The organism is Mesorhizobium sp. CA4 (assembly GCF_020165075.1).
Taxonomy (GTDB): domain Bacteria; phylum Pseudomonadota; class Alphaproteobacteria; order Rhizobiales; family Rhizobiaceae; genus Mesorhizobium.
In genome coordinates this window covers 55,880-78,069 of sequence record NZ_JAIUHK010000011.1, presented here as the reverse complement: position 1 = coordinate 78,069, position 22,190 = coordinate 55,880, and the positions used below count along the sequence as shown (strand labels likewise).

The following is a 22,190-nucleotide window of genomic DNA, read 5'->3' as shown; positions in this document are numbered from 1 at the left end:
CTGGCAAATGAACATCAAGGCCGACTTCCCGACGCTCATCGAAGAGATCGACTACGGCACGCCGGAGTCGAAAGCGACGAAGCAGGTGACCCTGACCGTCGACGGGCAAAGCATCACCGTGCCGGAAGGCACCTCGATCATGCGCGCGGCCATGGAGGGCGGCGTCGAGATCCCGAAGCTGTGCGCCACCGACATGCTGGACTCCTTCGGCTCCTGCCGCGTCTGCCTGGTCGAGATCGAAGGGCGCGGCGGCACACCGGCCTCCTGCACGACGCCGGTGGGCGAAGGTATGGTAGTGCGCACGCAGTCCGAGCGGCTCGACGCCATCCGCCGCGGCGTCATGGAGCTCTATGTCTCCGACCATCCGATGGGCTGGAACGAGAAGGCCGGAACCGGCGCCAGCGAGTTCGATGCGGTGGCGAAGTCAGTGGGCCTCACGGAGAACCGTTACGGCGTCGAAGGCCGCAACCACGTGAAGCAAGAGGGCGGCATCGCGCCCGGCCACGGCTCATTGGCGGTCGACTATATCGCCCGCGACGAATCCAATCCCTATTTCACCTACGACCCGGCGCAGTGCATCGTCTGCTCGCGCTGCGTGCGCGCCTGCGAAGAGGTGCAGGGCACCTTCGCGCTGACCATCGAGGGCCGCGGCTTCGAGTCGCGCATGGTCGCCGGCATGCATGAGGACTTCATCGCTTCCGAATGCGTCTCCTGCGGCGCCTGCGTGCAGGCCTGCCCGACCGACGCGCTGCGCGAGAAGACCGTGCTCGAGAAGGGCATGCCGGAGCGTTCGGCCGTCACCACCTGCGCCTATTGCGGCGTCGGCTGCTCGTTCAAGGCCGAGGTCAAGGGCGACGAGGTCATTCGCATGATGCCCTACAAGGACGGCAAGGCGAACCACGGCCATAGCTGCGTCAAGGGCCGTTTCGCCTATGGCTATGCCACCCACAAGGACCGCATCCTGTCGCCGATGATCCGCGAGAAGATTTCCGATCCGTGGCGCGAAGTGAGCTGGGAAGAGGCGATCGCCCATACGGCAAAGGAATTCCGCCGCATCCAGTATCAGTATGGGCGCACGGCGATCGGCGGCATCACGTCCTCGCGCTGCACGAATGAGGAAACCTACCTCGTCCAGAAGCTGGTTCGCCAAGGCTTCCGCAACAATAATGTCGACACCTGCGCCCGCGTCTGCCATTCGCCGACCGGCTACGGGCTCGGTCAGACCTACGGCACCTCGGCCGGCACGCAGGATTTCGATTCGGTCGAGTTCACCGATGTCGCCGTCATCATCGGCGCCAATCCGGCTTCCGCGCATCCGGTGTTCGCCTCGCGGCTGAAGAAGCGGCTGCGCCAGGGCGCCAAGCTGATCGTGATCGATCCGCGCCGCACCGAGATGGTGAAATCGGCGCATATCGAGGCGGACTACCACCTGCCCTTGAAGCCCGGCACCAATGTGGCGGTGCTGACGGCGCTGGCGCATGTGATCGTCACCGAAGGCCTGTTTGACGAAGCGTTCATCCGCGAGCGCTGCGACTGGGCCGAATTCCAGGATTGGGCGTCCTTCGTCGCCCTGCCGGAGAACAGCCCGGAAACCGTCGGCAAGCTGTCCGGGGTCGACCCGGAAGCTATCCGGGGCGCTGCGCGCCTCTACGCCAAGGGCGGCAATGGCGCGATCTATTACGGCCTCGGCGTGACCGAGCACAGCCAGGGCTCGACCACGGTGATCGCCATCGCCAATCTTGCCATGGCAACCGGCAATATCGGCCGGCAGGGCGTCGGCGTGAACCCGCTGCGCGGGCAGAACAATGTGCAGGGCTCCTGCGACATGGGCTCCTTCCCGCATGAGCTGCCGGGCTACCGCCACATCTCGGGCGACGCGGTCCGCGACATCTATGAGAGCCTGTGGGGCGTCAAGCTGGACGACGAGCCGGGCCTGCGCATCCCCAACATGCTGGACGCCGCCGTCGACGGCTCGTTCAAGGGCATCTACATCCAGGGCGAGGACATCCTGCAGTCCGACCCCGACACCAAGCATGTCGCCGGCGGCCTCGCCGCGATGGAATGCGTGGTCGTCCACGACCTCTTCCTCAACGAGACGGCGAACTACGCGCATGTCTTCCTGCCGGGCTCGACGTTTCTCGAGAAGGACGGCACCTTCACCAATGCCGAGCGCCGCATCAACATGGTGCGCAAGGTGTTGGAGCCGAAGGCCCGCTACGCCGACTGGGAAGCGACGCAGGAGCTTGCCCGCGCCATCGGGCTCGACTGGAACTATACCCATCCGTCGCAGATCATGGACGAGATCGCCCAGACGACGCCGAGCTTCGCCGGTGTCTCGTTCGAGCTGCTCGACCGCGTCGGCTCGGTGCAGTGGCCGTGCAACGAGAAGGCGCCGCTCGGCACGCCGATCATGCATGTCGACGGCTTCGTGCGCGGCAGGGGCAAGTTCATCCGCACCGAATATGTGGCGACGGACGAGCGGACCGGTCCGCGCTATCCGCTGTTGCTGACCACCGGCCGTATCCTTTCCCAGTACAATGTCGGCGCGCAGACAAGGCGCACCGAAAACGTCGTTTGGCATGCCGAGGACCGGCTGGAGATCCATCCGCACGACGCCGAAGTCCGCGGCGTGCGCGATGGCGACTGGGTGCGGCTGGCGAGCCGCTCCGGTGAAACGACGCTGCGCGCGCTGATCACCGACCGCGTCTCGCCCGGCGTCGTCTACACGACCTTCCACCATCCGGACACGCAGGCCAACGTGATCACCACCGACTTCTCGGACTGGGCGACCAACTGTCCGGAATACAAGGTCACCGCCGTGCAGGTGGCGCCATCCAACGGCCCGACCGACTGGCAGAAGGACTACAACGAGCAGGCCAGGCAGAGCCGGCGCATCGCACCGCTGGAAGCGGCGGAGTAGTTCTTGACCGCGCGGCGCAAAGCCACGACGCAAATTTCGCGGCTGGCGCATCGCGCCAGCGGCACCGCTGCCGCGAACCGCATGGTGCCGGAAGAGACGCCGGTGGCGTTCTCCTTTGCCGGCACCACGCATGCGGTGATGATGGCGAGCCCCGCCGATTTCGAGGATTTCGCGCTCGGATTCTCGCTGACCGAAGGCATCATCGCCGATCCAAAAGAGATCGAGGCGATCGAGGTCGAGGATCTCGGTGCCGGCATCGATATCCAGATCAGGCTCAAGGACCAGGCCAACACGCGTTTCCAGGCGCGGCGGCGCAGGCTGGCCGGGCCGGTCGGCTGCGGCTTGTGCGGGATCGAATCCATCGAGGAGGCCATGCGCTCGGTCGACGCCGTTGGTGCGTCGCTCCTTACGCTTCGATCGGAAGATATAGCAAGCGCCGTCCGCCTGCTGTCGAAGCAGCAGCCGCTGCATACTGAAACCGGCGCGGTGCACGCTGCCGGTTTGTATGTTCCCGGCAAGGGCATCGTGATGGCGCGCGAGGATGTTGGCCGCCACAATGCGCTGGACAAGCTCGCCGGCGCGCTGGCCAAGGCCGGCATCGACGGCTCGAGCGGCGCGGTCGTGGTGACCTCTCGCGTCTCGGTCGAGATGGTGCAGAAGACCGCCGCCATTGGCGCCCCGATCATCATGGCGGTTTCGGCGCCGACCGCGCTCGCCATCCGCACGGCCGACGCCGCCGGTATGACGCTGGTGGCGCTGGTGCGCGGGGACGATTTCGATATTTTCACCCACCCCGAACGGGTGACTTCTGGAGTTGCCAAGCATGTCGCATGACGAAGAACACGTCACCAGCACCGCGGAAAAGCTGGTGCGCATGGCCAACCAGATCGCCTCCTTCTTCCATTCGAAGCCGCGCGAGGAAGGCATTGCCGGCGTTGCCGAGCACATCAACAAGTTCTGGGAGCCCCGGATGCGGCGCCAGCTCTTCGAGATGCTCGACGCCGGCACCGAGAATTTCGATGAACTCGTGATCGCCGCCTCGGCCAAGATCAAGCGGCCACCGACGCCGGAGCAGGCCGACAAGAGCCTAGGCTACGCCAGGCCGGCATAGGCTGGAGGCCGTTTCGCGCTGGTGGTGCAAACGCGGCCCAGGCGGCGCCAAGGATCTTACATTCCAACTCTCTAAAGTTTGTCTGCCGTAAGCGGCCTGCCTCTGCTATGCTTGACGCCAGGAAATCGTCTGGCCGGCGGGGTAGTTTGCGTGAGGCCGATCGAGACCAGATACGCCCGGAGCGGGGATGTGCGGATCGCCTATCAGGTGGTCGGCCAGGGATCGTTCGATCTGGTCTTCGTACCGGGCTTCATCTCCAATCTCGACCTGCACTGGGAAGACGAAGGCTACAGCAGGCTGCTGAAGCGGCTCTCGGCCTTTTCGCGGCTGATCCTGTTCGACAAACGCGGCACCGGGCTTTCCGACCGTGTCGACACTCGCCACCTGCCCAGCCTCGAGACCCGCATGGACGACGTGCGGGCGGTGATGGATGCCGCCGGCAGCGGCCGCGCGGCGATCCTCGGCGCCTCGGAAGGCGCGCCGATGGCGATGCTCTTTGCCGCCACCTATCCGCAGCGGACGCGGGCACTGGTGCTTTATGGCGGCTATGCGCATTTCCACAGATGGGTGATGCCGCCGGAGCGTCTCGAAGCTTTCATCGAGACGGCGGAAACGTCCTGGGGAACCGGCGCGACCTTGCCGAATTTCGCGCCCGGCCGGGTGGACGACAGCCACTTCACCCAGTGGTGGGCCCGGTTCGAGCGGCTGTCGGCCAGCCCGACCGCCGCGGCAGCCCTTGCCCGCATGAACGCCGATATCGACGTGCGCGACATGCTCGGGGCGATCAGGGTGCCGACATTCCTGATCCATCGTCGCAACGATGCCCGCGTCGACCCTGACGCCAGCCGCTTCCTGGCCAGGAAGATCCCCGGCGCCCACCTGGTCGAGATCTCCGGGCGTGACCACCCGATCTGGACCGGCGACGTCGACCGCGTGGCCGACCTGATCGAGGAATTCCTGACCGGGGAACCGGCAGTGGCCGATGTCGAACGTGTGCTTGCGGCGCTGCTGGTGACGCGTATTTACGACACGGCCAAGCTCGGCGATCGTATGTGGAGCGAGCGCAGCCTGCACTTCCAGGAAACCTGGCGGCTTTTGGTCGGGCGCCATGGCGGACGCGCGGCCGGAACGCATGCCGAATTGATGATCTCGCGCTTCGATGGGCCGGCGCGCGCGATACGCTGCGCGGCGGCATTGCGCGAGGCGGCACAGCAGATCGGCGTGGCGAGCGCGCAGGGGGTGCATGTCGGCGAGATCGAAATGCGCGGCCAACCGGTCGGGCTGACAGCGCGAGTGACTATGCAGCTCGCTGCCCATGCCGGGCGCGGCGACATCCTGGCCTCGCGGTTGGTCGCCGATCTTGCGGTGGGCTCCGGCCTGCATTTCGTCGATGCCGGCCGCGTCAGCCTTGATGAGCTGGATGAGCCTGTACCGGTGGTTCTGGCGACGTCGGAGCAGCATCTGGAGCCGGCCTGCCGGCCCAAAGCAAAATCTGCCGATCCGGCCGCGCTGACAGCTCGCGAAAGCGAGGTGGTGAGCCTGATCGCCGACGGCAAGAGCAACGCCGCGATCGCCGCCGAACTCAGCCTCAGCGAGCACACGGTCAAGCGCCATGTCGCCAACATACTGCTCAAGCTCGATCTGCCGTCGCGTGCGGCGGCAGCGGCGTTCTCGGCCAGACATGCTGGCCCGGACGGGCCATGAGAGCCATGGCGCTTTCGGGCGAAGCGGTCGAGGCGCCCTAAGAGGTATCAATTCTCCCCATGCGGGCCGGGCGATGCCGCCGAAAAAGCCCCGCGAATTGGAGGATGAAATGCTGAAACTCAGTCGCAAGAGCGGATTGCTGGCATTTGCCGCGGGCGCATTGCTGGCCATCACCCCCGCGATGGCCGAAGACGCTTCAGCCACCGCCGCCTACAAGGACATCCAGGCCACGCTCGGCACAGTGCCGGACATGTTCAAGATTTTGCCCGATGTGGCGGTCGCCGGCGCCTGGGCCGAAATCAAGGGCGTGCAGCTCAATCCGAACACCGCCCTCAACGGCAAGACCAAGGAGCTGATGGGTCTCGCGGTGGCCTCACAGATTCCCTGCCAGTACTGCATCTATTTCCACACGCTGGCGGCCAAGGCGAACGGCGCGAGCGACGAGGAGATCAAGGAGGCCATCGCGATGGCGGCGATCGTGCGCCACTGGTCGACGATGCTCAACGGCAGCCAGGTCGATCTGGCGACCTTCAAGAAGCAGACCGACGACCTGTTCGCTGCGGTCAAAGCCAAGTCGCAATGAGAAAAACCCTGCCCGGCACCAAGCGCCGGGCGGCACTTTCGCACATCAACCGCCCAAGACGATGGGCACATGGAGGATGACATGCTGACCAAGACAGGAAACGTGGACGGCGCCGCGATCAAGAAGGCGATCGAGGGCCGTGACGGCAAGCTGCTGTCGAGCTTCTACACCGACGATGCGCTGGTGCGCGTGATCGATCGCAACAATCCGCCGAGCAAGCCGCGCGAGATCCGCGGCCGTGCGGCGATCAGCACCTTCTGGGACGACATCTGCAGCCGGGCGATGACCCACAAGGTGGATACCACCGTCACCGAGGGGAACAACCTCGCCTTCATGCAAGCCTGCGCCTATCCGGACGGCACGAAGGTGTACTGCGCGGCGATGGTGGAGCTGAAGAACGGGCGGATCGCGCGGCAGACCGTCGTGCAGGCCTGGGACGAGTAGTCAACCGCAAGTCAGGGAGGAGAAAAAACATGTTCAGCGCCAGATGGCAGATCGACGCCAAGTTCGGTCACAAGCAGACCGCGCTCGAGCTGATGCGGAAATGGGAGCGTGAGATCGGCTCTCAGGTCGGGCTCGCCGACATGAAGTTCCAGCTTATGACCGGTTCCGTGGGCGCGCGCGAAGCGACGATCGAGGCGCACCACCAGGTCGAAAGCCTGGCCCAGTTGGAGGAATTCTTCGCCAAGATCGCCAAGATCGACGCACATGCCAAATGGGGCAAGGAGCTGGAGCCCTATGTGGTGTCGGGCACCAGCAAATGGACGATCTTCCGGATCGTGGAGTAGCTGCACCGAAGAGCCGGGGCTGAGAGGCCGCCGGCGAGCACGAAGGCGCGAGCGGCTGCGACGCGGGCGGCCGCTCGTTATCACCAGATCGACAAGGCCAGGGGTCGAGCATCCCGGCACGGCCAATCCGTAGCCTTGGCTGCCTTGTTCATGGCTCACCCGGGCCATGCTCCGCTGGTCCTTTCGGGCGAAGCGGCGCGCACCGGATTGATGCAATGTGCTGTTCCTGCACCATCCAATGCACCCGCCCGTCGAGGCGGCACAACGAAGCAACAAATGCGTCGCGCCGACGCCGCATGGCGGTGGGCGCAATCAAGGGAGCAAATCGATGACCGACGAAACCCATGCAAAACTGCGTGAAAGCCTGCGCGGGAAGGTGATCCTGCGTGACGATGCCGAGTATGACGAGGCGCGCAAGGTCTATAACGGCATGATTGAAAAGCGACCGCTGCTGATTGCGCGCTGCGCCGATGTCGCCGACGTGATCACCGCCGTAAAATACACGCGCGACAACGACCTGCTGATCGCCGTGCGCAGCGGTGGGCACAACGGCGCCGGGTTGGGGATATGCGACAACGGGCTCGTCATCGACCTGGCTACAATGAAGGGCGTCCATGTCGATCCGAAAACGCGCACCGTGAGGGTCGCGGCCGGCTGCACTTCGGGCGACGTGGACCATGCCACCCATCCTTTCGGGTTGGCTGTACCGTCCGGGATCGTCTCGACCACGGGCGTTGCCGGGCTAACACTCGGCGGAGGGACGGGCTATCTCACGCGCAGATACGGTCTCACCATCGACAATCTGGTCGAAGCCGATCTGGTGCTGGCCGACGGCAGCGTGGTGACAGCCAGCAAAACCGAGAACCCCGACCTGTTCTGGGCGCTGCGGGGCGGCGGCGGGAATTTCGGCGTCGTGACCAGCTTCCTGTTCCAGGCCCATCCTGCGAACATGATCTTCGGCGGCCCGGTGTTCTGGGAGGCCAAGGATGCCCTGGCCGTCATGCGGACCTATCGCGACTACCTGCCGGAGGCCCCGGAAGATCTTGGCGCCTTTGTCGGCCTGAAAACCGTTCCCTCGACCGATCCCTTCCCGCGCGAATATTGGGGCAAGCGCGCCTGCGCCATCATTTCCTGCTACAACGGCACCGAGGAGGATGGCCGCAAGGCCATGGCACCGCTGCTGGACAATTTGCCGCCGCCGATCTTCAACTGGATGGGCGTGATGCCGTTCCCGGCCTTGCAGGCGCTGTTCGACCCGCTGTTTCCGAAAGGCCTGCAATGGTATTGGAAGGGCGATTTCGTCAGGTCGCTTCCCGACGAAGCCATCGCGACCCATATCGCGCAGGCCGCCGCGGCGCCGAGCGAATTGTCGCTCATGCATCTTTACCCGATCGACGGCGCCGTTCGCCGCGTCGGCAAGAACGAGACCGCATGGAACGCGCGCGACGCAACCTGGTCGATGGTCATCGCCGCCATCGATCCCGATCCGGCCAAGGCCGCCGACCTCACCAAGTGGGCCAAGACGTATTGGGCGAGCATCCATCCCCATAATGGCGAAGGCGGATACGTGAATTTCATGATGGACGACGAAGGTGAAGCACGCGTGCGGGCGAGCTATGGCGCAAACTACGAGCGGCTGAGCCAGGTGAAGCGCATCTATGACCCCCTAAACGTCTTCCGGGTCAACCAGAACATCAAGCCGGCGACATCGGAGATGGGCAGGACGGCTGCTTAGTTTTTACGCTGCCTCCGCCGACATAGCGACCGTCGCATCCGAGGTCGGATTGCCTCCGGAGCCAGCTTCTCCACGCGGGAGAAGCTGGCGCGGCGTCACCCTACATCAGGCCAAGCTGTTTATAGAAGCCGAGTGCGTCGTAATAGTCGCTCTGGGTCGCGATCTTTCCGTCCTTGATGGAAAACATCGAGGCGCCGGTGAAGGAGAATTTCTTGCCGGTCGCCGCGGTGCCGTCGCCCCAGGCGCCGGTGTTGGTGCCGGAGAACTCCCATTCGAAGGAGACACGGTCGCCATCGACGAGCGGCTTGCCCTTCATCGTCCAGACCGCATCGGGAACAGCCTTCAGGAAATTGTCGATGACGCCGGTCTTGGCGGCCTGCTTGCCCGTGACGGGCTTGCCGACGGACGCGTCGTAATAGGTGACGTCATCGGCGAAGTAGCCGGCGGCCTTGGCCGAGTCGTGCGCATTCCAGGCCGCGACATAGGCCTCGACCACCGATTGCGCGGTATCGGCGGCGAAGGATGGAGCCACGGCAAAAAACGTGGCGGCGATGGCTGCTGATGCAAGAAACTGGCGGCGTTGCATTGTCTTCCTCCCTCTTGGTTGAATGCCTGTCTCCGTCTCCTTCTTCCTGTATGGGAGAAGGTCCGACCTCTCCCACAAGGGAAGGTAAAAGCGCCTAGCCGTGCGCCACCATCACGTGGCGGACGGCGGTGTAGTCTTCCAGCGCGTAAAGCGACATGTCCTTGCCGTAGCCGGACTGTTTCAGGCCGCCATGCGGCATCTCGTTGGCCAGCATGAAGTGGGTGTTGATCCAGGTGCAGCCATATTGCAGGCGGGCAGCGGTCGCCATGGCGCGCGAGACATCCTTGGTCCACACCGACGAGGCCAGGCCGTAATCGCTGTCGTTCGCCCAGCTCACCGCTTCGTCGACATCCGTGAAGCGGGTGACCGAAACGACCGGGCCGAACACCTCGCGGCGCACGATCTCGTCCTCTTGCAGCGCGCCGGCGACGACGGTCGGCTGGTAATAGAAGCCGGAGCCCTCGCCCGGCTTGCCGCCGGTGGTGATCTCGATGTGCTTCAGTTCGGATGCGCGCTCGACGAAGCTCGACACGCGGTCGCGCTGGCGGCGCGAGATCAGCGGGCCGATCTCGTTTTCGGTGTCGTCGGGCCGGTTGTATTTGATGGTCGAGACGGCGGAAGAAAGATCGGCGACGAGCCTGTCGTAGATCTTCTTGCCGGCATAGATGCGGCAGGCGGCGGTGCAATCCTGGCCGGCATTGTAGTAGCCGAAGGCGCGCAGCCCATTGACCACGGCGCCGAGGTCGGCGTCGTCGAAGACGATGACCGGCGCCTTGCCGCCCAGCTCCAGATGCGTGCGCTTGACCGACTTGGCGGCCGCCTGCAGCACCTTCTTGCCGGTGGCGACATCGCCGGTGATCGAGATCATGTTGACCTTGGCATGGTTGATCAGCGTGTTGCCGACGCTGTCGCCACGGCCGAGCACGACATTGACGACGCCCTCGGGCAGGATCTCGGAAAGGATCCTCGCCAGTTTCAGCGCGGTCAGCGGCGTCTGCTCCGACGGCTTGAAGACCACCGTGTTGCCGCCGCCGATCGCCGGCGCCAGCTTCCAGGCCATCATCATCAGCGGATAATTCCAGGGCGCGATGGAGGCGACGATGCCGATCGGGTCACGCCGTACCATCGAGGTGTGGCCAGGGAGGTATTCGCCCGCGACCTGGCCGGGCATCGAGCGCACCGCGCCGGCAAAGAAGCGGTAGCAGTCGACGATCGCCGGAATCTCGTCATTGAGCACGGCATTGATCGGCTTGCCGCAGTTCAGCGCCTCGAGCGCCGCGAATTCCTTCGCCTCGGCCTCGATGCGGTCGGCGATCTTGAGCAGGTAGCCCGAGCGCTGCGCCGGCGTCGTGCGCGACCAGCTGACGAACGCTTGTTCGGCGGCACTGACAGCGGCTTCGATCTGAGCCGGACTAGCCTCCGGCAGATTGAGGATTGTCGCGCCGGTCTTCGGATTGAGAATAGGCTCCTCGGTTTCGGTGCCCTTCTCGAATTTCGAGCCGATCAGCATTTGAGTGTCCATCGGGGTTCTCCCTTAACAGGAGCGAATAGGGAGTAGCGAATAGCGAGTACGTTTGATCATCGATTTCCCTACTCGCCACTCCCTATTCGCTGTTTTTCATTTTCCACTCCCGGCGATCTGGTCGCCGTCGCGGGTCAGGTAATAGGCAAGAAGGATCGGCAGCAGCGTCACCAGCACGACGACCATCGCCACGACATTTGTGACTGGGCGCTGGCGCGGGCGGATCAGTTCCTCCAGCATCCAGATCGGCACGGTCTGCTGCTGGCCGGCGGTGAAGGTGGTGACGATGACCTCGTCGAAGGACAGCGCGAAGGCGAGCATCCCGCCGGCGAGCAATGCGGTTGCGATGTTCGGCAGCACGACATGGCGGAAGGTCTGAAAACCGTCGGCGCCAAGATCCATCGAGGCCTCGATCATCGAGCCCGAGGTGCGGCGGAAGCGGGCGACGGCGTTGTTGTAGACGACGACCACGCAGAAGGTCGCGTGACCGAGCACGATCGTCCAGAACGAGAACGGGATGTCGGCGAGCGCGAAAGCGGAGCGCAGGGCGATGCCGGTGATGATGCCGGGCAGCGCGATCGGCAGGATGACCAGCAGAGAGATGGCCTCGCGGCCGAAGAAGCGCGTCTGCGAGACGGCCGCGGCGCAAAGCGTGCCGAGCACCAGCGCGATCGCCGTCGAGATGGCGGCGACGCGGACCGACAGCGACAGCGCATCCCATACGTCCGGCCGGTTCCAGGTGACGGCGAACCATTGCGTGGTCAGTCCCGGCGGCGGCCAGACGAAACTCTTCTCCTCCGTCGTGAAGGCGTAGACGAAGATCAGCAGGATCGGCAGGTGCAGGAAGAGCAAGCCGCAGGCGGCGGCGATCTTCAGGCCGAGCGGAGCGGATTGACCACGGTCAGAGCGCATCGAAAGCCCCCATGCGCTTGGCGCCCCAGAGGTAGAAGCCCATGATGACGATGGGCACCACGGTGAAGGCGGCGGCCAAAGGAATGTTGCCGGCGGTGCCCTGCTGCGAATAGACGGCCTGGCCGATGAAGAGGCGCGAGGTGCCGATGATCTGCGGGATGATGTAGTCGCCGAGCGTCAGCGAGAAGGTGAAGATCGACCCGGCGACGATGCCGGGCAGCGCCAGCGGGAACAGCACGTTGCGGAAGGTCTGTCCCGGCGAGGCGCCGAGATCGGACGAGGCCTCGACGAGATTGCCGGGCACGCGCTCGAGCGCCGCCTGAACGGGGAGGATCATGAAAGGCAGCCAGACATAGACGAAGACGATGAAGGTGCCGGTGAAAGAGACCGACAGCGAATTGCCACCGACGATGGGCAGCGACAGCCAGGCGTCGAGCAGCCACAGAAGGTTCAGCTTGGCGAGCAGCCAGGTGAGGATGCCTTCCTTGGCCAGGATCAGCTTCCAGGCGTAGATCTTGACCAGGTAGCTCGACCACAGCGGCAGCATGACGCCGAGATAGAACAGCGCCTTCCAGCGGCCGCGCGCATAGTGCGCAGCATAATAGGCAATGGGGAAAGCGATGATCGCCGAAGCAAGCGTGACCAGCGCCGCCATCGTCACCGTGCGCAGGATGATGTCGAGATTGGCGGCCTGAAACAGGTCGCCATAGGTCTTCAGCGTGAACTCACGGTTGATGAGGCCGGAGAACTCGTCGATCGAGAAGAAGCTCTGCAGGAGCAGCGCGAAGAGCGAGCCGATATAGACAATGCCCAACCACAGAAGCGGCGGCAACAGCATGAGCAGCAGCAGGAGTTTCGGGCGGCGCCAGAAGAGGTCGGAGAACGCGCCGCGCATGCCGCCGCTGCCGGGCAGTATGGCGGGCGTGGGGTTGGATTGAACAGCGGCGATGGTCATGGCGCCGCCGCGTGTTGAACGGGATCAGGGGAGGGGCCGCGATCCTTCGCGCAAACCGTTCTCATGCCGGCTCGTCCATCAGATGCAGACTGTCGCGGTTGAAGGTCAGCACCACCGCTTCACCCTCCGCCGGCAGCGCCGCTCCCGCCGGCACCATGGCGTGCAGCCTCAGCCCGTCGGCATCGAGCGCGAGCCTGGTCGTCGCGCCGAGATAATTCGTGCCGACAAGGCGGGCAGCAACGCCGTCGCCGCTTGCCGCGCCTGAAATGCGGATCGACTCCGGGCGCAGGCTTCCCCAGCGGTGCTGGCCAGAATAGCGCTGGACGAAATCCGGCGGCAGCACGTTGGACGAGCCTACGAAATCGGCGACGAAGCGCGTGTTCGGGCGCTGGTAGATATCCTCCGGCGTGCCGACCTGCATGATCCTGCCGTCGTTGAAGACGGCGACGCGGTCGGCCATGGACAGCGCCTCGCCCTGGTCGTGGGTGACGAAGACGAAGGTGATGCCGAGCACCTTCTGCAGCGACTTCAATTCCTCCTGCATGTTCTCGCGCAGCTTGAGGTCGAGCGCGCCGAGCGGCTCGTCGAGCAAAAGCACCTTGGGCTGGTTGACCAGCGCGCGGGCGAGCGCGACGCGCTGGCGCTGGCCGCCGGAGAGCTGTCCGGGACGGCGCGCGCCATAGCCCGGCAGGCGCACCAGCGACAGCGCCTCCTCCGCAGCTTTCAGCCGCTCGGTCCTGCCGACGCCCCTGACCATCAGCCCGTAAGCGACGTTGTCGAGCACGTTGAGATGCGGGAACAGCGCGTAGTCCTGGAAGACGGTGTTGACGTTGCGGCGATAGGGCGGAACGCCTTCGGCGCGCTCGCCGAAGATCGAGATCGAGCCTGCCGTCGGCTGCTCGAAGCCGGCAATCAGCCTGAGGCACGTCGTTTTGCCGGAACCGGATGGTCCTAGCATGGCGAAGAATTCGCCAGGCGCGATGTCGAGATCGACCGCGTCGACCGCGCGCACGCTGCCGAAATGGCGCGAGACTTGTTTGAAGGAAACGGCAGAGGTCATGGGCTCAGTCAGTTCAGTTGCCGGTTAAACGAAGGCGAGTTCGCGCGCCGACCTCCCCCTCGAGGGGGAGGTCGCGGCGAAGCCGCGGGTGGGGGTGGTTGGCGCCAACGTCCATGCTGACCCCCAACCCCGACGCTACGCGTCGACCCTCCCCACAAGGAGGAGGGTAAGGGAGCTCACCGTCCGCCGATGACGCCGATATAATCCGACACCCAGCGGTAATAAGGCACGCACTGGTGGTTCTGGCTGGCGCATTTCGACACCGGCGTCTTCCAGAACTTGATCTTGTCGAAATTCTCGTAGCCGTTGGTCTTGCAGCCTTCGTCGCCGAGCAGCTCGTTGCCCTTGCAGGCGGCGGGCACTACCGGCAGCGAGCCGAACCAGGCCGAGACGTCGCCCTGCACCTTCGGCGACAGGGAATGCTCGAGCCACATATAGGCGCAGTTCGGATGGGCGGCGTCGGCTTCCATCATGGTGGTGTCGGCCCAGCCGGTGACGCCCTCTTGCGGCACGGTCGAGGCGACCGGTTTCTTGGCGGCGACCAGGGTGTTCACTTGATAAGGCCACGAGCCGGAAGCGACCACGCCCTCGTTCTGGAAGTCGTCGACCTGGATCGCGGCATCGTGCCAGTAGCGGCCGACCAGCGTCCGCTGCGTGCGCAAGAGATCCAGCGCCGCCTTGTACTGGTCCTCGTTGAGCTCGTAAGGATCCTTGATGCCGAGCTCCGGCTCGTGGAACATCAGATAGTTGGCGGCGTCTGCGATGTGGATTGGGCCGTCATAGGCCTGGACGCGGCCCTTGTTCGACTTGCCGTCGGGCAGCTTCATCTCCTCGAAGACGACATTCCAGCTCTTGGGCGCTTCCTTGAAGACGTCGGTGTTGTACATCAGGATGTTCGGGCCCCACTGATAGGGTACGCCGTAATGCACCTTGTCGACGGTGAACCAGGGCGCGTCCTTCAGGCGGTCGTCGACGGTCTTCCAGCTCGGGATGAGATCGGTGTTGATCGGCTGCACGCGCTTGCCGGCGACGAGGCGCAGCGAAGCATCACCCGAAGCGGTGACGAGGTCGAAGCCGCCCTCGTTCATCAGCGAGACCATCTCGTCCGAGGTGTTGGCGGTCTTGACGTTGACCTTGCAGCCGCTTTCCTTCTCGAAAGCCGTCACCCAGTCGTAGTTCTTGTCGGTCTCGCCGCGCTCGATATAGCCGGGCCAGGCAACGATGTTGACCTCGCCCTCGCCCTTGCCGAGCTCCTTGACCTGGGCGATGGCCTGGCCCGAGAAGGTCAGCGCAACCGTCAACGCCGTGCATGACTTCAGGAATGCATTCATCATCGATCTCCCATGCTAGGGGCAGCAGCGCTCTCAGGGCGCGGCTTTGTTCCCTGAGCGAAAGGTGCTTTGAAAAATCCGGTTTCGCAAATTCATTTATCAGAAGGCCGATATCGGTTTTTCCGATAGATATCAAAGCCGCTGCCGCGCCATACGCTGCGACTGCGCAAGACCGATGAAGTCGCGCGCGGCCTGCGGCAGACCGGAGCCGCGGCGCCAGACGGTGCCGACCTGGACGACCGGCAGCGAACCGGAAATGTCGCGCGATTCGATGCGGTCGCCTTCCAGAGACCAAGGCCGGTAGACAAGGTCGGGCAGCAGCGCCACGCCGGCGCCGGTGGCGACCAGGCTGCGTACCGCTTCCACCGAACGCGTGCGGAAGGCGACATGCGGCCGGGCGCCGATCGCCGACAGCAGCTTGCCGGTGTTCTCCTCGATCTCGTCGACGGTGAGCATGATCAGCGGTTCGGAGGCGATATCGCCGATCGAGATAATGTCGGCGCTGACGAGCCGGTGGCTGAGCGGGATCCACAGCCTGTAGGCCGAGACTTCCAGGATCTCCGACTGCAGTGCGGTGCGGTCGCGCAGGTTGGACGTGACCATGACGGCGATGTCCAGCTTGCCGCCGACCAGAAGGTGCTCGAGATAGTCGCCATTGTCCTCGATGGCGGAGACCTCGACGCCCGGATAGGCGCGGCGGTAGCGGGCGAGCAGATCGGACAGAACATAGCCGGCGACCAGTGAGGTGACGCCGAGTTGCAGCCGTCCGCCGGCGGCGGCCTGCTCGCTGGAGAAAGACCGGCGCGCATCCGACACATCGGCCAGGATCTTGGTCGCGTGGCGCAGGAACTGGTGGCCCTTGTGGGTGATGTTGAGGCCGCGCGGATGGCGCTCGAAGAGCTCCACGCCGAGGTCGCTTTCCAATTCCTTGATCGCCTCGGTGACCGAGGACTGGGAAATCGAAAGGTTCTGCGCGGCGCCCGAGACAGTGCCCTGCTCGGCGACGGCGACGAAAAATTGCAATTGGCGGATGGTGAAGGCCATGGCGGGACTAAACACCGGCCAATGCAGTGCTGTGAAGTGGGCAAGTGCAAACTTGACGACCTTCCGATTCGTAACTAACTAAGTTACATGAAACGCAACAGCCGATTGTCCTCGACCCTGCATATCCTGGTCCACATGGCCGACGCGCCGGACCGGGCGCTGACCTCCGAAGAGCTTGCCGGCTTCATCCACACCAATCCGGTGGTGGTGCGCCGCACCATCGCCGGGCTGCGCGAGGCCGGCATCGTCACCTCGTCGCGGGGCCATGGCGGGGGATGGCAGCTCGGCCGCGCGCCGGACAGGATTTCGCTGGCCGAGATCAGCGCCGCGCTCGGCGAGACGCTTTTGCCCTTCAGCACCGAGCCGGAAAGCCCCGGATGCCTGGTCGAGCAGGCGGTGATCGCCGTGCTCGACGATTTTCGCCTGGAGGCGGAAAGGCTGCTCGCCGAAAGGCTCAGCCATATCACGCTGGCCGACCTGACGGCCGATTTCCGCCGCCGTTATGACCTGATTGGAATATCCAGCCATGCAGTATGATGTCATCGTCGTCGGCGGCAGCTTTGCCGGCCTCTCCGCCGCCATGTATGCGGCGCGGGGCCGACGCAAGGTGCTGGTGATCGATGCCGGGCAGCCGCGGAACCGCTTCGCCGAACGTTCGCATGGATTCTTCGGCCAGGACGGACGGGCGCCGGCGGACATTCTCGGCGAGGCCAAGGCACAGCTGCTCGCCTATCCCGCCGTCACGGTGATCGAGGGCCGCGCCGAGCGAGCCGCAATTGCCGGCGCCGGCTTCGAGGTTGAGATGGACAATGGCGAGGGTTTCGGCGCGACGCGGCTGGTGCTCGCCACCGGCGTCCGGGACATCCTCCCGGACGTGCCCGGGCTGGCCGCGCACTGGGGCAATACGGTGCTGCATTGCCCCTATTGCCACGGCTACGAGGTGGCCGGCGGGCCGCTCGGCGTGCTGGCGACCGGACCGATGTCGCTGCACCAGGCAGAGCTGATCTCCGACTGGGGCGATGTCACGCTGTTCGCCGACGGACTGTTCGAACCGGACGCTGACCAGGCGCGGATATTGGAGAAGCGCAACATCCGGTTCGAGCCCGCCAAGGTGAGCGAAGTGCAGGACGACGGGTCCGGCGGTCTGGTCGTCAGGCTCGACGGCAATGGCAGCGCTAGCGTGCGGGCGCTGTTCACCGCGCCGCGCAACGTGATGGCAAGCCCGCTTGCCGAGCAGCTTGGCTGCGCCTTCAACGAAGGTCCGCTCGGCCGGGCGATCGTCGTCGACGACAAGCAGCAGACGTCGGTGCCCGGCATCTTCGCGGCCGGAGACGCCGCGCGCCTGATGCACAATATCGCCTTCGCGGTATCCGGCGGCGCGATGGCCGGGGTTGCGGCGCACCAGTCGCTGGTGTTCGGGTAGTTGCTTCCCGTCCCCCGGCAGGGTCAGGCCGTCGCAATGGTCAAGCGCGCGCCGGCATGGCTCAGCGCGGCGGCTATGTCGGGCGGCGGCGGCTGGTCGGTGACGAGCTCGGAAAAGCCGTCGAAGCCGCAGACCCGGACCAGGCCCTGGCGGCCGAACTTGGTATGGTCGGTGACGACCAGCGAGCGCTGGCCGCGCGACAGCACCATGCGGGCGAACTCCGCCTCCTCCAGCTCGTAGTCGGTCAGGCCGGCGGCGGCATCGACCGCGCCGATCGAGATCACCGCGTGATCGACCGAAAAGCGGCTGACGAACTCAATCGCCGAAATGCCGAAAGCCGCGCCCGAATCGCTACGCAGCTCGCCGCCGGCCATATAGACCTTGTTGCCGTTCACCGTCGCCAGCGTGCGGGCAATGTCGGAGGAATTGGTGACCACCGTCAGCCGGCGATGGCCGAGCAGCTCTCGCGCCAGGAAGGAGGTGGTCGTGCCGGTATCGAGCATGATCGCCTCGCCATCGCGGATCGTGGCCGCGACCATCCTGGCGATCAGGCGCTTGGCTTCGGCATTCTCGCGCATGCGCCGCTCGAACGGCGCCTCGGCAACGATCGAGGAAAGGCCAACGGCGCCATGCATCTTCAGCACCGACCCGTCATCGGCGAGCGGCTTGACGTCGCGCCGCACGGTTTCCAGCGAGACGCCGAGCCGCTCGGCAAGGCTGGCTATGGTGATCGTGCCCTCCTCGCTGAGGAGCCGCAGGATTTCGCCGTGCCGTTTCGAATGGATCATCGGGGCGTCCGGGAATTTTGACCGAATTTAAGGCTTTGGCAACGCTTTGAAAGGAGTCGCTTATGTTTTCGGGCAAAACACCCAAAAAAGGTCACAGCTTTTGGATTGACAGCGCTGCCACGCTGGCATGACATTGACCTTGTGACAGGCTCGGAACTGCCGCGGGAGGGTGATGGCAGAGCCGCAACCTAGTGACCAGATCGCCTGGAACCAGCCGGGCGCGAGCTTTTATCGAATCCGCGGGGGCGGATGCCGGGATATCATACCTGGCCAAGGGGCTCGTCGGTGCGGTGCGGGATACCGATCCTGGCGTCTCGCACCGACGAGGCTTTTTTATTTCGTTCCATCGTCGTTGTCAGCGGGGCCAGTTGAGGCCGGAGCGAAGCTGTGAGTGCCGAAGACCGCATCCGCGCCTTGCCGTGCTGGAAAGGCGGCATCGAGATCGAGCCGCTGCCGGGCGGCCTCAGCAACGCCAATTATGTCGTCACGGATGCGGCCGGGCGGCATGTCGTGCGCTTCGGCCAAGACTTCCCGTTCCACCATGTCTTTCGCGAGCGCGAGGTGATGACGGCGCGGGCGGCGCATGCGGCGGGCTTCGCGCCGGCCGTGCACTATGCCGAGCCCGGCATCCTGGTGACGGAATTCCTCGGCGCCAGGACCTTCCTTGCTGAAGACGTGCGGACCAATCTCGGCCGCGTGGCGGCGCTGCTGCGCGGCTTTCATCGCGAGATGCCGAAGCATGTCTCCGGTGCCGGCTTCATGTTCTGGGTGTTCCACGTCATTCGCGACTATGCACGCACGCTGGAGGAAGGCGGCAGCCGCAAGAAGAGTGAGCTGCCACACTATCTGGCCTTGGCCGACGAGCTCGAGCGGGCGCAGAAGCTGCTGCCGATCGTCTTCGGCCACAACGATCTTTTGCCGGCCAATATCCTCGACGACGGCAAGCGGCTGTGGCTGATCGATTTCGAATATGCCGGCTTCAACACCGCGATGTTCGATCTTGCCGGCGCCGCCTCCAATGCCGGCCTGAGCGATGATGAATCCTTCGCCTTCATGACAGCCTATTTCATGAAGGAGCCGGACGGCGAAATCCGCCGCTCGCATGCCGCCATGCAATGCGCCTCGCTGCTGCGCGAAGCGATGTGGAGCATGGTTTCCGAGCTTTATCTCGACGCGCCCGGCATCGACTATGTCGCCTATACCGAGGAAAACCTCGTCCGGCTCGACGCGGCGCTGGAGAACTACCGGACGAAATACGGGACCAAGTCATGACCTTGCCCAGCCATGCCGAAATCGTCGTCATCGGCGGCGGCATCATCGGCTGTTCCACAGCCTATCATCTGGCGCGCGACCACAAGGCCGATGTGGTGCTGCTCGAGCAGGGCAAGCTGACTTCCGGCTCGACCTGGCACGCCGCCGGCCTTGTCGGGCAGTTGCGCTCGTCGGCCTCGATCACGCGCGTGCTCAAATATTCGGTCGAGCTCTACAAGGGTCTTGAGGCCGAGACAGGCCTGGCGACCGGCTGGAAGATGACCGGCTGCCTGCGGCTGGCGACGAACGCCGACCGCTGGACCGAGTTCAAGCGGCTGGCGACCACGGCCAAAAGCTTCGGCATGGACATGCAGCTTCTGTCGCCGGCGGAGGTGAAGCGAATGTGGCCGCTAATGGAGACCAGCGACCTGGTCGGCGCCTCGTGGCTGCCGACCGACGGGCAGGCAAGCCCCTCAGACATTGCCCAGTCGCTCGCCAAGGGCGCGCGCCTGCATGGCGCAAAACTGTTCGAGGACGTGCGCGTCACCGGCTTCATGATGAAGGACGGCCGCATCACGGTGGTGAAGACTTCGAAAGGCGACATCGCCTGCGAGAAGGTGGTGAACTGCGCCGGGCAATGGGCGCGGCAGGTCGGCGCGATGGCAGGCATCAACGTGCCGCTGCAGCCGGTCAAGCACCAATACATCATCACCGAGAAGATCGAAGGGCTTGCCAACGACGGGCCGACGATCCGCGACCCCGACCGCCGCACCTATTTCAAGGAGGAGGTCGGCGGGCTGGTGATGGGCGGCTATGAGCCGAACCCGCAGGCCTGGGCAACCGGACTTCCCGGCGGCGACGTCCCGAACGACTGGGAGTTCCGCCTGTTCGACGACGACTACGATCATTTCGAGCAGCACATGACGCAGGCGATCGCGCGAGTTCCAGCTCTGCAAACCGCCGGCGTCAAGCAGATGATCAATGGACCGGAAAGTTTCACGCCAGACGGCAATTTCATCCTCGGCGTGGCGCCGGAATGTTCCAACATGTTCGTCGGCGCAGGCTTCAACGCCTTCGGCATCGCGTCTGGCGGCGGCGCCGGCTGGGTGCTCGCGCAATGGGTGGTCGACGGCGAGGCCCCGCTCGACCTCTGGGTTGTCGACATAAGGCGTTTTTCTAGCCTGCATCGCGACCGCGACTGGGTCCACGACCGCACGCTCGAAGCCTATGGCAAGCATTACACGATCGGCTTCCCGCATGAGGAATATCTGTCCGGGCGGCCGCGCATCGTCTCGCCGCTCTATGAGCGGCTGAAGGCGCATCGCGCCGTGTTCGGTTCCAAGCTCGGCTGGGAACGGCCGAACTGGTTCGCGCCGGATGGTGCAGCCGCCGCGGACCTCTATTCGATGGGCCGCCAGAACTGGTTCGGCCCGGTCGGCGACGAGCACCGTCATGTGCGCGAGAAGGTCGGCATTTTCGACCAGTCCTCCTTCGCCAAATATGAGCTGACCGGCAGCGATGCGCTGAAGGCGCTCGATTGGGTCTGCGCCAACGATATCAACAAGCCGGTCGGTCGATTGACCTACACGCAACTTCTCAACACGCGCGGCGGTATCGAGGCGGACCTCACCGTGTCACAGCTTGGCGAGGACCGGTTCTACATCGTCACCGGCACCGGCTTCCGCACGCATGACCTGTCCTGGATCCGCGACCATATCGGCTCCGGCCTCGACGCCAAGCTGACCGACGTCACCGAGGATTTCGGCACGCTGTCGCTGATGGGACCGCGCGCCCGCGGCGTGCTCTCGGCGGTGACGGAGGCCGACGTCTCGAATGCCGCCTTCCCCTTCGGCCATGCGCGCGAAATCCAGATTGCCGGCCATAGCGTGAAGGCGCTGCGCGTCACCTATGTCGGCGAGCTCGGCTGGGAGCTGCATGTGCCGATCGCGGCTACCGGTGAGGTTTTCGATGCGCTGATGGCGGGGGGTAAGGCGCATGGCATCCGCCCGGTCGGCTACCGGGCGCTGGAGTCGCTCAGGCTGGAAAAGGGCTATCGCGCCTGGGGTTCCGACATCACGCCGAACGACACGCCCCTGGAAGCGGGGCTTGGCTGGGCGGTAAAGCTTCGCAAGAACACCGACTTTGTCGGGCGGAGCGCGCTGGAGAAAGCGACCGGCAAGACGTCGGCGAAACGCTTTGCCGGCTTCACGGTGGACGAGCCGGAGATCGTGCTGGTCGGACGCGAGACGATCCTGCGCAATGGCGAGCCGGTCGGCTACCTGACCAGCGGGGGCTACGGCTACACGGTGGAGAAGAACATCGGCTACGGCTATGTGCGCAATGCCGATGGCGTCAGCGACGAGTTCCTCGCCTCAGGCGACTATGAGCTGGTGGTGGCGATGGAACGCACGCCGGCAAAAATCCATCTCGAGCCGCTGTACGATCCGGCCGGGACGAAGATAAAGGCCTGATCCGCG

Annotated in this window: 20 protein-coding genes; 12 read left to right on the top strand and 8 right to left on the bottom strand. The window is 64.7% G+C overall.

The annotated features are described in order from the left end of the window. Positions 1 to 7 precede the first annotated feature (7 nt). The 8 genes from fdhF to LB528_RS11595 all read left to right on the top strand — a co-directional run bounded on the left by fdhF (position 8) and on the right by LB528_RS11595 (position 8,841). Positions 8 to 2,920: a formate dehydrogenase subunit alpha gene (gene fdhF / locus LB528_RS11630; RefSeq protein WP_224714971.1), complete on the top strand. Its 2,913-nt coding sequence runs from the start codon at positions 8 to 10 to the stop codon at positions 2,918 to 2,920. 3 nt (positions 2,921 to 2,923) lie between these two features. Further along, positions 2,924 to 3,754, top strand: a complete 831-nt coding sequence (gene fdhD, locus LB528_RS11625) for a formate dehydrogenase accessory sulfurtransferase FdhD (protein ID WP_224714970.1) — start codon at positions 2,924 to 2,926, stop codon at positions 3,752 to 3,754. Then, positions 3,744 to 4,031 (top strand): formate dehydrogenase subunit delta, encoded by a 288-nt coding sequence (locus LB528_RS11620; RefSeq protein ID WP_224714969.1) that lies wholly within the window; start codon positions 3,744 to 3,746, stop codon positions 4,029 to 4,031. The genes fdhD and LB528_RS11620 overlap by 11 nt, the downstream gene beginning before the upstream one ends. A 189-nt stretch (positions 4,032 to 4,220) precedes the next feature. Beyond that, positions 4,221 to 5,735 (top strand): alpha/beta fold hydrolase, encoded by a 1,515-nt coding sequence (locus LB528_RS11615; protein WP_224714968.1) that lies wholly within the window; start codon positions 4,221 to 4,223, stop codon positions 5,733 to 5,735. A gap of 109 nt (positions 5,736 to 5,844) precedes the next feature. Beyond that, the gene (locus tag LB528_RS11610) at positions 5,845 to 6,318 is read left to right on the top strand and encodes a carboxymuconolactone decarboxylase family protein (RefSeq protein WP_318012298.1); all 474 of its coding nucleotides are present in this window, start codon (positions 5,845 to 5,847) and stop codon (positions 6,316 to 6,318) included. Between the two features lie 81 nt (positions 6,319 to 6,399). Beyond that, entirely contained in the window at positions 6,400 to 6,762 is a 363-nt protein-coding gene (locus tag LB528_RS11605) for a nuclear transport factor 2 family protein (protein ID WP_224514277.1), read from the top strand. A gap of 29 nt (positions 6,763 to 6,791) precedes the next feature. After that, positions 6,792 to 7,106 (top strand): hypothetical protein, encoded by a 315-nt coding sequence (locus tag LB528_RS11600; protein ID WP_095766062.1) that lies wholly within the window; start codon positions 6,792 to 6,794, stop codon positions 7,104 to 7,106. Between the two features lie 328 nt (positions 7,107 to 7,434). Then, a complete protein-coding gene (locus tag LB528_RS11595; protein ID WP_224714966.1) occupies positions 7,435 to 8,841 on the top strand; it encodes an FAD-binding oxidoreductase in 1,407 nt (468 codons plus the stop codon). A gap of 100 nt (positions 8,842 to 8,941) precedes the next feature. On the opposite strand, the gene LB528_RS11590 is transcribed toward LB528_RS11595, so the two are convergent. The 7 genes from LB528_RS11590 to LB528_RS11560 all read right to left on the bottom strand — a co-directional run bounded on the left by LB528_RS11590 (position 8,942) and on the right by LB528_RS11560 (position 16,251). Continuing rightward, positions 8,942 to 9,427 (bottom strand): ester cyclase, encoded by a 486-nt coding sequence (locus tag LB528_RS11590; protein WP_224714965.1) that lies wholly within the window; start codon positions 9,425 to 9,427, stop codon positions 8,942 to 8,944. Positions 9,428 to 9,521: 94 nt separating this feature from the next. Then, entirely contained in the window at positions 9,522 to 10,949 is a 1,428-nt protein-coding gene (locus LB528_RS11585; RefSeq protein WP_224714964.1) for a gamma-aminobutyraldehyde dehydrogenase, read from the bottom strand. 96 nt (positions 10,950 to 11,045) lie between these two features. Then, complete coding sequence (locus LB528_RS11580; RefSeq protein WP_201413112.1) at positions 11,046 to 11,861, bottom strand: ABC transporter permease; 816 nt, start codon at positions 11,859 to 11,861, stop codon at positions 11,046 to 11,048. Further along, on the bottom strand, positions 11,851 to 12,816 hold the full coding sequence (locus LB528_RS11575) for an ABC transporter permease (RefSeq protein ID WP_411962146.1): 966 nt from the start codon (positions 12,814 to 12,816) through the stop codon (positions 11,851 to 11,853). Before LB528_RS11575 ends, LB528_RS11580 begins: the two co-directional genes overlap by 11 nt. Before the next feature lie 61 nt (positions 12,817 to 12,877). Next, complete coding sequence (locus tag LB528_RS11570) at positions 12,878 to 13,876, bottom strand: ABC transporter ATP-binding protein (protein WP_224714963.1); 999 nt, start codon at positions 13,874 to 13,876, stop codon at positions 12,878 to 12,880. A 176-nt stretch (positions 13,877 to 14,052) separates the two neighbouring features. Then, positions 14,053 to 15,207, bottom strand: a complete 1,155-nt coding sequence (locus LB528_RS11565) for an ABC transporter substrate-binding protein (RefSeq protein WP_224714962.1) — start codon at positions 15,205 to 15,207, stop codon at positions 14,053 to 14,055. A 132-nt stretch (positions 15,208 to 15,339) separates the two neighbouring features. Continuing rightward, a complete protein-coding gene (locus LB528_RS11560; protein WP_224514285.1) occupies positions 15,340 to 16,251 on the bottom strand; it encodes a LysR substrate-binding domain-containing protein in 912 nt (303 codons plus the stop codon). Between the two features lie 87 nt (positions 16,252 to 16,338). Between LB528_RS11560 and LB528_RS11555 the strand changes: the two genes are divergently transcribed. Both LB528_RS11555 and LB528_RS11550 read left to right on the top strand, forming a co-directional pair. Next, entirely contained in the window at positions 16,339 to 16,788 is a 450-nt protein-coding gene (locus LB528_RS11555; protein ID WP_224714961.1) for an RrF2 family transcriptional regulator, read from the top strand. Continuing rightward, a complete protein-coding gene (locus tag LB528_RS11550; RefSeq protein WP_224714960.1) occupies positions 16,778 to 17,674 on the top strand; it encodes an NAD(P)/FAD-dependent oxidoreductase in 897 nt (298 codons plus the stop codon). Before LB528_RS11555 ends, LB528_RS11550 begins: the two co-directional genes overlap by 11 nt. Before the next feature lie 23 nt (positions 17,675 to 17,697). Here LB528_RS11550 and LB528_RS11545 read toward each other — a convergent pair whose 3' ends face one another. Beyond that, positions 17,698 to 18,462 (bottom strand): DeoR/GlpR family DNA-binding transcription regulator, encoded by a 765-nt coding sequence (locus LB528_RS11545; RefSeq protein WP_224514288.1) that lies wholly within the window; start codon positions 18,460 to 18,462, stop codon positions 17,698 to 17,700. A gap of 387 nt (positions 18,463 to 18,849) precedes the next feature. Here LB528_RS11545 and LB528_RS11540 point away from each other — a divergent pair, with 387 nt between their 5' ends. Further along, the gene (locus tag LB528_RS11540; RefSeq protein WP_224514289.1) at positions 18,850 to 19,734 is read left to right on the top strand and encodes a phosphotransferase; all 885 of its coding nucleotides are present in this window, start codon (positions 18,850 to 18,852) and stop codon (positions 19,732 to 19,734) included. Continuing rightward, on the top strand, positions 19,731 to 22,184 hold the full coding sequence (locus tag LB528_RS11535) for an FAD-dependent oxidoreductase (RefSeq protein ID WP_224714959.1): 2,454 nt from the start codon (positions 19,731 to 19,733) through the stop codon (positions 22,182 to 22,184). Before LB528_RS11540 ends, LB528_RS11535 begins: the two co-directional genes overlap by 4 nt. The last annotated feature ends 6 nt before the right edge of the window (positions 22,185 to 22,190 follow it).

What these genes read in the sequence shown, in the direction of transcription:
- fdhF (WP_224714971.1), top strand. Translation starts at nt 8, where the DNA reads ATGAACATCAAGGCCGACTTCCCGACGCTCATCGAAGAGATCGACTAC.
- LB528_RS11620 (WP_224714969.1), top strand. Translation starts at nt 3,744, where the DNA reads ATGTCGCATGACGAAGAACACGTCACCAGCACCGCGGAAAAGCTGGTG.
- LB528_RS11610 (WP_318012298.1), top strand. Translation starts at nt 5,845, where the DNA reads ATGCTGAAACTCAGTCGCAAGAGCGGATTGCTGGCATTTGCCGCGGGC.
- LB528_RS11605 (WP_224514277.1), top strand. Translation starts at nt 6,400, where the DNA reads ATGCTGACCAAGACAGGAAACGTGGACGGCGCCGCGATCAAGAAGGCG.
- LB528_RS11600 (WP_095766062.1), top strand. Translation starts at nt 6,792, where the DNA reads ATGTTCAGCGCCAGATGGCAGATCGACGCCAAGTTCGGTCACAAGCAG.
- LB528_RS11595 (WP_224714966.1), top strand. Translation starts at nt 7,435, where the DNA reads ATGACCGACGAAACCCATGCAAAACTGCGTGAAAGCCTGCGCGGGAAG.
- LB528_RS11590 (WP_224714965.1), bottom strand. Translation starts at nt 9,427, where the DNA reads ATGCAACGCCGCCAGTTTCTTGCATCAGCAGCCATCGCCGCCACGTTT.
- LB528_RS11585 (WP_224714964.1), bottom strand. Translation starts at nt 10,949, where the DNA reads ATGGACACTCAAATGCTGATCGGCTCGAAATTCGAGAAGGGCACCGAA.
- LB528_RS11580 (WP_201413112.1), bottom strand. Translation starts at nt 11,861, where the DNA reads ATGCGCTCTGACCGTGGTCAATCCGCTCCGCTCGGCCTGAAGATCGCC.
- LB528_RS11575 (WP_411962146.1), bottom strand. Translation starts at nt 12,816, where the DNA reads ATGACCATCGCCGCTGTTCAATCCAACCCCACGCCCGCCATACTGCCC.
- LB528_RS11570 (WP_224714963.1), bottom strand. Translation starts at nt 13,876, where the DNA reads ATGACCTCTGCCGTTTCCTTCAAACAAGTCTCGCGCCATTTCGGCAGC.
- LB528_RS11565 (WP_224714962.1), bottom strand. Translation starts at nt 15,207, where the DNA reads ATGAATGCATTCCTGAAGTCATGCACGGCGTTGACGGTTGCGCTGACC.
- LB528_RS11560 (WP_224514285.1), bottom strand. Translation starts at nt 16,251, where the DNA reads ATGGCCTTCACCATCCGCCAATTGCAATTTTTCGTCGCCGTCGCCGAG.
- LB528_RS11555 (WP_224714961.1), top strand. Translation starts at nt 16,339, where the DNA reads ATGAAACGCAACAGCCGATTGTCCTCGACCCTGCATATCCTGGTCCAC.
- LB528_RS11550 (WP_224714960.1), top strand. Translation starts at nt 16,778, where the DNA reads ATGCAGTATGATGTCATCGTCGTCGGCGGCAGCTTTGCCGGCCTCTCC.
- LB528_RS11545 (WP_224514288.1), bottom strand. Translation starts at nt 18,462, where the DNA reads ATGATCCATTCGAAACGGCACGGCGAAATCCTGCGGCTCCTCAGCGAG.
- LB528_RS11535 (WP_224714959.1), top strand. Translation starts at nt 19,731, where the DNA reads ATGACCTTGCCCAGCCATGCCGAAATCGTCGTCATCGGCGGCGGCATC.